At 42.3% G+C, this 3538-nt stretch carries 3 protein-coding genes; all 3 read right to left on the bottom strand.

The window, feature by feature from the left end:
- The coding region (locus PX482_RS25990; RefSeq protein WP_288123209.1) for an ABC1 kinase family protein at nucleotides 1–1543 on the bottom strand (1543 nt) is incomplete at its 3' end.
- Between the two features lie 146 nt (nucleotides 1544–1689).
- Nucleotides 1690–2451, bottom strand: a complete 762-nt coding sequence (locus PX482_RS25985) for a HEPN domain-containing protein (protein WP_288059146.1) — start codon at nucleotides 2449–2451, stop codon at nucleotides 1690–1692.
- On the bottom strand, nucleotides 2435–3499 hold the full coding sequence (locus tag PX482_RS25980; protein ID WP_353852189.1) for a ParA family protein: 1065 nt from the start codon (nucleotides 3497–3499) through the stop codon (nucleotides 2435–2437). Before PX482_RS25980 ends, PX482_RS25985 begins: the two co-directional genes overlap by 17 nt.
- Nucleotides 3500–3538: the final 39 nt, after the last annotated feature.

The following is a 3538-nucleotide window of genomic DNA, read 5'->3' as shown; positions in this document are numbered from 1 at the left end:
GCAATTGACGACGCAGATAACGACCTTCTTCCGAGAGAAGAAAAGTGATGCCTAATTGCGCGGTGGGCAGTAAATCGAAGTTACTTTCCGATCGAGCCATTGTAATCATGTTTTCTAGGCGTTGCCACTGGAATTTACCGTTTTTGAACAGCACATCCAGTAAACGCCGCCGCAGTTGGGGCGATTCCCCGGTCAGGAGACGTTTAGCAACGTAGGGATAGGCTACTTGGACGATTTTGAAGTTAGGATCGAGGGTAAGGGCCACCCCTTCTTGGGTGACGAGGGAACGAATAATCAGGGCGAATTTGGCGGGAATCCGGAAGGGATATTGGTACATCAATTCGGAGAAATCATCGGTAATAGTGCGGAAATTGAAGTCACCGACCCTTTGACCGATGGCATTGCCTAAAACCCGTTCTAGAGCCGGAATAATTGGTTTTATATCCGTTTCTGGGGTTAAAAATCCCAGTTTGACAAAGTTGGCGGCTAGGTTTTCGTAGTCTTTGTTAATTAAATCGACGACGCAACTAGCGAGGGTTTCTTTAGTTTCCTCCTCTAACTGGTCCATCATGCCAAAATCGATATAGGCCATGCGACCATCAAAGGTGGCGAAAAGATTACCCGGATGGGGATCAGCGTGGAAAAAGCCGTGTTCGAGGAGTTGCTGTAATCCAGAGGTGACGCCGATTTTAACGATATTATTGGGGTCTAATCCTAAAGCTTTGATATTCTCGGTATCGGTGAGTTTATAGCCATCAATCCATTCCAGGGTGAGGACGCGGCGACCACTATAACGCCAGTAGATACTGGGAACTTTAACTTCGGGGTTATTTTGGAAGTTGGTGGCGAATTTTTCAGCGTTGCGACCTTCGTTTTGATAGTCGATTTCCTCAAAGAGTTTGGTGCCGAATTCATCGACAATCAGGGTGAGGTCATGGCCGAGATTGAGGGGTAATAAACGACCGAATTTTTGGGCAGCCCAGCGCATTAGGTATAAATCGAGGCTTAAAAGCGCCCGCAGCCCCGGTCTTTGCACTTTAACGGCTACTTCTTCGCCGGTGGGTAGAATAGCTTTATAAACCTGTCCTAAACTAGCGGCAGCCACGGGGGTGGGGGATATTTCTCGATAGGCTTTTTCTACAGGCATTCCCAATTCTGTCTCGATAATGGCAAAAGCAATGTCGTTATCGAAGGGGGGAAGTTGGTCTTGCAGTTTAACTAATTCGTCTAAAAAGTCTTTGCGAACGAGGTCGGGACGGGTAGAGAGAGCTTGACCGACTTTGATGAAGGTGGGACCCAAACGGGTGAGAATTTGCCTAAGTTCGCTGGCACGCTGGTATTTATTGGCTTCTTCTTGCTTTGTCCATTTGTCCCAGAGGAGACTGAGGAGAAATAATCCTAAAGACCAAGTAATCACGAAAGCGCGACCGAACAATTGCCAAGGTTTGTAACGGTATTCTTGAGCGATCGCTTCTGCACTGTAAGGAGTGAACTGTGTTTCTTCTCGTTTCCGGTCAGTTTGACTGTCTTGATGCCGACTCACTAGCTAATCTCTATATATCTTACGCCACTTGATATTGTATCTAAGTTCCTGACATCAGTATACAAAACTACACATTATTTAATAATTGTTATAATTCCCTGAGAAATCATAAGTATTTATAACTAGACTGCCGGGGAAATTCTCGGCTAGTGGATGTCCTCAAGTACCTGATGGATATTTTCAACAAGCTGTTCTATAAAGTTAACGGCATCATTAACCATATTTTCATCGATATTCCAGCGACTACCAATGCCATAACTCGGGCTTATATCAGCTTCGTGGGCGATTTTGTTCCTTCGATCAACAATTATGCTAAGTTGGCTTTTAATATCTTTGGCTGGTTTATTTAGTTTGCTGGCCACTTCTTCCCACAATTTCTTGGCTGAAATTAATCTAATGGCCTCCGCTATCTTGTCCGGTTGTTGAAAGCTTTTATATCTGAGGTTTTCTCTAATTTCAGTCTCTAGCCAATAATTACTATTAAGTTTGTTGGTGAGGAGATTTTCAATCATTGGTAGTACCTCGGAAATTGAGCGAGATTCTTGATCAAAAAAAGAACCGTAGTTTTGTTGAATTTCGTTCTCTAACCAAGAGCCAATACTAATAGCTATCAATCGTTCTTGTCGTGCGCCATTCAAGGAGACTTGAAAACGAGAAAAGGCAGATTGAGAACTGTTAGGAGTGGGAGAAGGTTCTGAACGTTGGCCTCGATAAATTTCTAGCATTCCTAGAGTAATCACTTCGTGAATATAATAATCTAAAGCGCTCACAGTCAGGACTAAAGCGGCTCTGAGGATATCCGATACATCTAGGGCGGAAGTAGTCTGAGATTTGAGGGAATTGTGGATAGCGATCAAGTCACGAACGCGGGCAAGACTAAGGCGAAATTGTTCAATGGCTAACTGCATAAATCTCGGAGGTAAGACCGATAACTTTGTCTGCTAAGTCAGAAAAAATATCTTTAAATTTTTGTTGTTTTTCTTGGGCTTGATCTAACACTGTACCTTGCCATCCTAATTGTTCAGCAGTTAGCGCAAAAACGGGCGTTTGATGCTCTTGAGATAAGGCAATAAGACTATTAAAATCAGGGATTTTTACTAGAGTACAGCAGTCTGGTACCCCATTCTGATCGTAGATAAATTTCGGTAGCATCATGCCATTTTTTTCTAGGGCTGGAATCATTTTATTGCCAATATTTTCCTCGATTTCGTTAATCCAGTTTTCAAGAGCTTTTGTTTCTTGGCCACCTTTGATTCGATATTTCTGAACAATAGTTCCTAAAAAATGTAGGTCAACTTCGGGAAAGGGATAGTTGGCTGTTTTGAGAATTGGTAAAGCACTAGCTGCCTTAGCCCATTGGTGCCACTTAGGCAATATTTTAGCTAAAGAATCGATAGCCATAACCGAGAAAAAATCTGGCGTGGTTGGCACAATAAAAAAGTTGCTGGTCATCAGTATATTTTGATTGATTGACCCCAAACTGGGACTCATATCGATTAAAATATAGTCAGCTTGAAATCTTTCGGCAGTTTTGTCTAATAAATATGTAATCGCACCGGGGAGATTTTTTAAAGCCTGAATTGACCCACTAAGTTCTTGAGCAATACCTAGAAGAACTTCATATTCAGCTAACCCCACATGACCGGGCAATAGAAATAAACGATCACGACCATCAATAGGAATACAGTCCACAGCTTCAATTAATCTCGGTTGAGACTCAAAAGCGGGCGCTAAAGCTGTTTTAATATTAGAGTAAGTATTGTAGATTGCTTGTAGTCTTTCCTCCCTATCTTCACTTTCATTAGTCAAAACCATACCGGTTAAGTTACATTGGGGATCGGTATCGACAATAATTACTCTTTTGCCCTTCTCAGCAAGCATCCAACCAAGGTTAAAAGTGGTTGTAGTTTTGCTCACTCCACCTTTATGATTAAAAAAAGCTATTTTTTGCACCATGGCATTAATTATATTTGAAGATTGTTGTCTTTGGTCATT

The organism is Microcystis sp. M53602_WE12, assembly GCF_030065455.1.
Taxonomy (GTDB): Bacteria; Cyanobacteriota; Cyanobacteriia; order Cyanobacteriales; family Microcystaceae; genus Microcystis; species Microcystis aeruginosa.
The sequence above is the reverse complement of the archived record's forward strand: the minus strand, read 5'-3'. Positions and strand labels throughout refer to the sequence as shown.

Bases quoted from the DNA above. Each gene is read 5' to 3' on its own strand.
- PX482_RS25985 (WP_288059146.1), bottom strand. From the start codon at position 2,451: ATGCAGTTAGCCATTGAACAATTTCGCCTTAGTCTTGCCCGCGTTCGT.
- PX482_RS25980 (WP_353852189.1), bottom strand. From the start codon at position 3,499: ATGGTGCAAAAAATAGCTTTTTTTAATCATAAAGGTGGAGTGAGCAAA.